The sequence below is a fragment of the Streptomyces sp. CRN 30 genome (assembly GCF_034105845.1).
On the sequence record NZ_JAVRHI010000465.1, the window covers coordinates 1 to 7,183 of the forward strand.

Consider the following 7,183-nt stretch of genomic DNA (forward strand, 5'->3'; position numbering starts at 1 on the left):
GCCCGAGCCGGCGAGCGCCGCGGCCCCGGCGACCGCCGCCGTGAGCAGCGCGGCACCCGGACCGGAGAGGAGGGCGCCGACGATCGCGCCCGCGGCGGTGAGCAGGCAGACCAGTCCGCCGGTGAGCAGCTGCAGGGCGCGGGTGGGCGTGAAGGGGGCCATGGCGGGCAGTCTGCCAGCCGCCCTCCGCGCGGGGCGGCCGCCTCGTGCACAACGGCCGGACGGCACCGTGTCCACCACGTGCCGGGATGTGATGTGTGGCACGCGTGGAAGGGGTTCGGAACGGTCACCGGGGCCGTCGTGGCTGCGCACGGCTTGATCGCCGGCCGGCCGGCGGCCGCGCTCCGGCGCGGGGGCGGCCGGCCCGTTTGACAGCGTGTCGGCCGCGTGGATAGGAAGCGTTCCGCCGGGGCCGGGAGGTGGTGGGGTGTGCGCGTGCCCAATGTGATCGGGGACTGGCAGGAGTGCGACGGAGCCCATGCGGGCCTGCGCGTACGCGTCCACGGGGTCGAGCGGGCGGAGCCGCCGCGGGGACGCGAGGAGGCGGCCGAGGGGCTGGTCTACTTCCGGTTCCGGGTGACGGTGGAGAACCGCGCCGGCACCGTGCGCGGGGTCCACCTGGAGGACGGGCAGATCGACGTGCGCACCGGCGGGGACGGCGAGGGCGCCGTGCTGGACTGGCGGAACTCACGGTTCGTCGAGGGCTTCGACCTGTATCCGCTGCGCCGCGCCACGGCCGTCGTGTACGCCGCGGCCGCCGAGTCCTCGCTCGGCCGGCTGGACGTCCAGGTGCAGCCGCGCACGGACGACGACTGGGGCGAGCGGTACCTGTGGGCGGGCGCCGTCGGCGCGGCCGCGGGCGGGCCGGGCCCGGGCGGCGACGCGAGCGGCGAGCGCCTGGTGCGCCAGGTCAGCCGCTACCTGCGGCGGGAGGCGGAGCAGGGGCCGGGCTGAGCGCCTGTGCGGACGGTCCCCGTCCGCCGGTACGGGCTTCCCCCGACTGCTCCGAGTCCTTGGGCCCGAGCGGGGAACCCGTGCGGGCATGAGCACTCCGAACCCCGATCCGCAGCCCGAGCGCGCCACCGGCCTGGAGCCCGGCGGAGGTGTGCCTCCGGGGGAGACCCCGCCCGCGGAGAGCAGCATGCCGGGCGCGGGCCCCCGGGAGACCCACAACCCGCCCACCGGCTGGGCCAAAGCACCCCTGACCCTCATCATCGCGCTGGCCGTGCTGGTCGCGGCCTTCTTCCTCGCCTACGCCCTCGTGCTGATCTTCTGACTGATTCTCCGGCGCCCGTGCGGCGGACCGGGAGTGAGCCGCAGGTCCGTGCCCGCCGGGCGGCGGCTCACTTCTGAGTGTGCCGCACGCAGGCCGCGACCACGTCCGCCAGGTTCCCGCTGCGCGCCAGTTCCTCGCGCTGCACCCGGGCGCCGTTGCCCTCCCGCAGCACCCGGGCCGCGCTCTCCCGGGCCCGCTCCAGGTCGCCGGTGTCCTTCAGGGCGTCCTCGACGTGCTCCAGTAGGGCGCGCACCACGTCCTCGGCGGCCATGGGGCGCATGGCCAGGGGGTGCAGCAGCTCCTGCGACACCCCCGAGCGGGCGGCCCGGAACGTGGCGAGCCGCAGCAGGCTCACACTGTGGTCCAGCGGCTTCCGCCCCTCGCGCCACTCGCGCGCGGCGGTCTCGACCAGCCCCCGGATCAGGGTGGCGACGAGCACCGCGGTGTCCGCGTGCAGGCACACGTCCGAGACGCGGATCTCGACCGTGGGGTACTTCTTGGCGAGGCGGGCGTCGAAGTAGATCATGCCCTCGTCGCGGACGACGCCCGTGGCCACCATGTCGGCGACCCGCCGGTGGTACATCTCGCCCGAGCCGAACAGCTCGGTCGGGCCCGCCGACGGCCAGCGCTCCCACACCCGGTTGCGGTAGCTGTCGTAGTGGCTGTCCTTGCCGTACCAGAAGGGGCTGTTCGCGCTCAGCGCGGTGAGGATCGGCAGCCAGGGGCGGATCCGGTCGATGACCGCGACGCCCTCCTCGTCGGACTCCACCGACACGTGCACGTGGCAGCCGCACACCAGCTGCTCCTGCGTCGGCAGCCCGAACTGCCGGACCATCCACGCGTACCGGTTGTTCACCGTGATAGCGGGCGCGGCCGGCAGCGGTGACGTGCCGAGCGCCACCACCGAGGCCCCGAACTCGCCGGCGAGCCGCGCCGCCTCCTTGCGACACCGCACGATCTCCGTGGCGATGTCCCGCATGTCGGACTGCGGATGGGTGGCGAACTCGAGCTGCTGCTGGTGCAGCTCCTCCTCGAACACGTCCTCCCCGGTGCCGCTGTCGGCGGCGCGCGCCAGGACGGCCGTGGACAGGGCCGTGGGTTCGCCGGTCTCGGGATCGACCAGCAGCAGTTCCTCTTCGACGCCAACGGTGCGCACGTGATTCCGCCTCTTCCTGGGGGACGTCGGGCGGCGGCAGTCGCCCGCCGTCCGTACGCCCCCGTGTGCCCAGGTGAGGCCGCCGAACACCTGCGCGGATCCGTCAGGCGGGCCGCAGCCAGACCGTGGCCAGGGGCGGCAGCGTGAGCCGGAGCCGTCCCTCCTCGGGCTTGACCGGATCCGGGCTGACGACCCCGCCGCCGCCGTACGCAGGCGCGTCCGTGTTGAGGACCTCCTGCCAGGCGGGAACGTCCTCGCCGACGTCGAGCCGGTAGTCGTGGCGGACCGCGGGGGAGAAGTGGGAGACGGACAGCAGCGGTACGCCCTCGTCGTCGAAGCGCAGGAACGCGAGGACGTTGTCGTCGCCCGCGTCGACGGCCACCCACCGGAAGCCGCCCGGGTCGGTGTCGCGCTGCCACAGGGCGGGGGTGCGGTGGTAGCGGTCGTTCAGGTCGCGGACCAGGTCACGGACGCCGCGGTGGTCGGGCTCGGCCTCGTAGGAGGGGTCGGTGAGCCACCACTCGGGGCCGTGCTCCGCGGACCATTCACCGCCCTGCGCGAACTCCTGGCCCATGAAGAGGAGCTGCTTGCCGGGGTGGGCCCACATGAAGCCCAGGTAGGCGCGGTGGTTGGCGCGCCGCTGCCACCAGTCGCCCGGCATCTTGGAGACGAGGGCCTGCTTGCCGTGCACGACCTCGTCGTGGGAGATCGGCAGCACGTAGTTCTCGCTGTAGGCGTACACCATCGAGAAGGTCATCTCGTTGTGGTGGTACTTGCGGTGCACCGGGTCCTTGCTCATGTAGACGAGCGAGTCGTGCATCCAGCCCATGTTCCACTTCAGGCCGAACCCCAGGCCGCCGCTGTCGGTGGGCCGGGTCACCCCGCCCCAGTCGGTGGACTCCTCCGCGATGGTGACCACGCCGGGCACCCTGCGGTACAGCGTGGCGTTCATCTCCTGCAGGAACGCCACCGCGGCGAGGTCCGCGCGCCCGCCGTGCGCGTTGCACTCCCACTGGCCGTCCTCGCGGGAGTAGTCCAGGTAGAGCATCGAGGCGACCGCGTCGACGCGCAGCCCGTCGATGTGGAACTCCTCGCACCAGTAGACCGCGTTCGCCACCAGGAAGTTCCGCACCTCGGTGCGCCCGAGGTCGAACTCGTACGTCCCCCAGTCGGGATGCTCGGCTCGCCGCTCGTCACCCGGCTCGTACAGCGGGAACCCGTCGTAGCGGGCGAGCGCCCAGTCGTCCTTGGGGAAGTGCGCGGGCACCCAGTCCATGATCACGCCGATGCCGGCCCGGTGCAGGGCGTCGATCAGGTGCTTGAAGTCGTCGGGGGAGCCGAGCCGGGCGGTCGGCGCGTAGAACCCGGTGACCTGGTAGCCCCAGGACCCGCCGAAGGGGTGCTCGGCGACCGGCATCAGCTCCACGTGCGTGAAGCCGAGGTCCTTGACGTACGCGGGGAGCTGTTCGGCCAGGTCGCGGTAGGTGAGTCCGGGCCGCCAGGACGGCAGGTGCACCTCGTACACCGAGAACGGCGCCCGGTGGACGGGGGTCTCCGCGCGGCGCGCCAGCCACTCCTGGTCGCCCCACTCGTACCGGTCCACGGTGACCACCGAGGACGTCGCGGGCGGCGTCTCCGTCCGCCGCGCCATCGGGTCGATCTTCAGCAGCCGGGTGCCGTGCCGGGTGGCGATCTCGAACTTGTACCGCGCGCCCTCGCCGACCTCGGGCAGGAACAGCTCCCACACGCCCGACGCGCCGAGCGAGCGCATCGGGAACGCCGTGCCGTCCCAGTGGTTGAACTCCCCGGCGACCCGCACCCCCTCCGCGTTCGGCGCCCACACGGTGAAGCGGGTGCCGGCCGTCCCCTGGTGCTCCATGACCCGGGCGCCCAGCGCCTGCCACAGCTGCTCGTGCCGCCCCTCGTGGATCAGGTGCAGGTCGAGCTCCCCGAGCGCGGGAACGAACCGGTACGGGTCGTCGACCTCGCGCGTGTCGTCCCCGTACGCCACCCGCAGCGTGTACGCGGGGAGCGTCTTGCGCGCCAGTACGCCGGAGAAGAGGCCGTCTCCCTCGGATCGCAGCGCCGTGACCCGGCCGCCCACGACGACGCTCACCCCGCTCGCGAAGGGGCGCAGCGCGCGGAACGTCACGCCGTCGGGGCCGGGGTGCGCGCCGAGCAGGGCGTGCGGGTCGTGATGGCTCCCGGCCAGCAGACGTCCCCGTTCGGCCGCGTCCAGCGGTGCGGCGGACGGTGCCGGAGCGGGGGAGCGCCCGCGGGACCGGCGGGACCGGCTCGCCACGCCGGCGGTCTCGTCGAGCAGGGGATCACGCAGTGCCACGGGTGTCAGCCTCCTGGTAGGGCGAGCCGTCGGATCGCCGCCATCGGTACGGGGAGCCAGTCGGGGCGGTGCCGGGCCTCGTAGACGACCTCGTACACCGCCCGGTCGGTCTCATAGGCGCGGAGCAGTCTGGGTGCGGCGCGCGGGTCCCAGCCGGCCGCTGCGGCGTAGCCCGCGCAGTACGCCGTACGGCAGCGGTCCGCCCACTCGGGGTGCCACGGCCGCCGGGTGCGGGCCGCGTAGTCGAAGGAGCGCAGCATGCCCGCGACGTCGCGCACGGGCGACTCGGCGCTGCGGCGTTCGGCGAGCGGCCGGGACGGCTCGCCCTCGAAGTCGATGACGAACCACCCGCTGCGGGCCCGCAGCACCTGCCCCAGATGCAGGTCGCCGTGGATCCGCTGCACCGCGTGGCCGGCCCGGCAGGCGCCGAAGGTGTCGAAGGCAGCCCGCAGCCCCGGCAGGTACGGCTCCAGCGCGGGCACGCGGTGCGCGGCCGGGCCGAGCCGCCCGGCCATCGACGCCGCGAGGGGCCCGTTGTCGCCGCGCGCGTCGGTGGGGAAGGCGGTGGCCAGCGACAGGTGCACCTCCGCCGTGGCCCGCCCCAGCTGGTACGCCTCGGTCGTGAAGTCACTGCCCGAGGCGAGCGCGCGCTGGGCGAGGGCCCAGCCGTCGGCGGCCCCGGGCAGGAACGGCTGGAGCACGCCGAGGGTGGCGTCCTGCGGCTGGGTGGTTCGGATCCACGCCACCGGCGCGGGGACCCGGGCGCAGCGCTGCCGGGCGAGCGCCTGCGGCACCTCCAGGTCCGGGTTGACGCCGGGCTGGATGCGGCGGAACACCTTCAGGATGAACGCGTCGCCGTAGACGATCGAGGTGTTGGACTGCTCCGCGTCCAGCAGCCGGGGGGCGAGCCCGGCCGGCAGGGGCACCGACGGGTCCCGTTCGAAGTGCAGCGGGCCCGCCGAGCCGGGGCGCCGCAGCCGCTCCAGGAGCAGCGTCGCCGACCGGGGGTCGTGCAGCGCGTCGTACACCGCGAGGCCGGTCAGCGGCCCCTCCTCGGCGAAGCCGATGAAGGCGTCCCGGAGCGCCGGCGACAGCCGCTCCCGCACCCCGAGCAGCAACTGGTAGCAGTCGTCGGGCGGGGGAGGGCCGAGGGAGGCGGGCGGCGCGGTGTGCTCGGCGCGCACCAGCAGGTGCAGGCACCCCGGGTACAGCTCCGTCATCGACAGCAGGGACACCTCGGTGACGGGCCGGTCCTTGCCGGCGAACCAGCGCTGCCGCGGCAGCCACTCGCGCAGCAGGCCCCGCAGCGAGGCCATGGGATGGACGATGCCCGGGGTCCGTGGACGGAGCGATACGGTCTCGGACTCGGCCATGATGACGCGTCCTTTCGGGCCCACTCGCTCAACGTCCTCGGCGGGCGTGGGGAGCGACTCGGGAGAGCCGGAACCAGTAGGAGCCGTGGCCCGCGAGGGTGAGCAGGTACGGCAGTTCGCCGATGGCGGGGAAGCGGAACGCCATGGGGCAGTCGTCGCCGCCGGAACGGAAGCCGCCGAAGTGGTCGACCACGTCCTGTGGCCACTGGTTCGCCTCGGCCAGCAGCACCGTGTCCGGACACATCGCGTCGATTTCCTTCCGCACCCGCTTGAGGAAATGGTGGGTGGCGGGGCGATTCTCGCAGTTCGTACCCGCAGAAGCGTACAAATAGGGCACCGCGTCGAGGCGGAATCCGTCGATTCCCGGATCCGGCCAGAACCGGAGCGCCGTCGGCACCTCCTCCCGCACGGCCGAGGTCTCGTGGTCGAGGTCCGGCTGGTGGGGGCGGAAAGGGTGGAGGAAGTACTGTCCGTCGCGCAGCGGGGACTTGAGGAACGGCGTGTTCACGGTCATGGCGTCCTCGGCCCTCCGTTCCGCGGCGGACCGGACGGTCGCAGGAGGGTCAGTACGTGCGCGGGCGTGCGGCCCGGTTCCAGACGCACGTAGTTGCTCCTGCCCCAGTGGTAGGTCTCGCCGGTGAGCTCGTCGCGCACCGGGACGGCGTCGTTCCCGTCCAGGCCGAGGTGGGCCAGGTCCAGGGAGACGGTGGCCTCCTGGGCGTGGTGGGGGTCGAGGTTGACGACGACCAGGACGACGTCCGTGCCGCTGCGCTTGCTGTACGCGAGCACCGCCTCGTTGTCGGTGTGGTGGAAGCGCAGGTTCCGGAGCCGGTGCAGCGCGGGGTGGTGCCGCCTGATGTGGTTGAGCGAGGTGATCAGGGGGCCGATGGACCGTTCCTCGCGTGTCGCGGTGTCCCAGTCGCGGGGGCGGAGCTGGTACTTCTCGGAGTGGAGGTACTCCTCGCTGCCGGGTTTGGCGGGGGTGTTCTCGCAGAGTTCGTAGCCGCTGTAGACGCCCCAGGTGGGGGAGAGGGTGG

At 73.5% G+C, this 7,183-nt stretch carries 6 protein-coding genes and 1 pseudogene; 2 read left to right on the forward strand and 5 right to left on the reverse strand.

All coding sequences use genetic code 11. The features are described from left to right. Positions 1-429: 429 nt before the first annotated feature. Both UW392_RS52995 and UW392_RS53000 read left to right on the forward strand, forming a co-directional pair. The gene (locus UW392_RS52995) at positions 430-954 is read left to right on the forward strand and encodes a hypothetical protein (protein ID WP_320782633.1); all 525 of its coding nucleotides are present in this window, start codon (positions 430-432) and stop codon (positions 952-954) included. Between the two features lie 88 nt (positions 955-1,042). After that, complete coding sequence (locus tag UW392_RS53000) at positions 1,043-1,276, forward strand: DUF6480 family protein (RefSeq protein WP_320782634.1); 234 nt, start codon at positions 1,043-1,045, stop codon at positions 1,274-1,276. A 67-nt stretch (positions 1,277-1,343) separates the two neighbouring features. Here UW392_RS53000 and UW392_RS53005 read toward each other — a convergent pair whose 3' ends face one another. From UW392_RS53005 to UW392_RS53025, 5 genes and pseudogenes are all read right to left on the reverse strand, one after another. After that, positions 1,344-2,432: a glutamate--cysteine ligase gene (locus tag UW392_RS53005; RefSeq protein ID WP_320782635.1), complete on the reverse strand. Its 1,089-nt coding sequence runs from the start codon at positions 2,430-2,432 to the stop codon at positions 1,344-1,346. A 103-nt stretch (positions 2,433-2,535) separates the two neighbouring features. Continuing rightward, a complete protein-coding gene (glgB, locus tag UW392_RS53010; protein ID WP_414497559.1) occupies positions 2,536-4,773 on the reverse strand; it encodes a 1,4-alpha-glucan branching enzyme in 2,238 nt (745 codons plus the stop codon). Positions 4,774-4,778: 5 nt separating this feature from the next. Next, the gene (locus UW392_RS53015; RefSeq protein ID WP_320782636.1) at positions 4,779-6,146 is read right to left on the reverse strand and encodes a maltokinase N-terminal cap-like domain-containing protein; all 1,368 of its coding nucleotides are present in this window, start codon (positions 6,144-6,146) and stop codon (positions 4,779-4,781) included. 121 nt (positions 6,147-6,267) lie between these two features. Then, positions 6,268-6,630 (reverse strand): annotated as a pseudogene (locus UW392_RS53020) (alpha-amylase family glycosyl hydrolase); the annotation flags it as partial. 26 nt (positions 6,631-6,656) lie between these two features. Continuing rightward, the coding region (locus UW392_RS53025; RefSeq protein ID WP_320782637.1) for an alpha-glucosidase C-terminal domain-containing protein at positions 6,657-7,183 on the reverse strand (527 nt) is incomplete at its 5' end.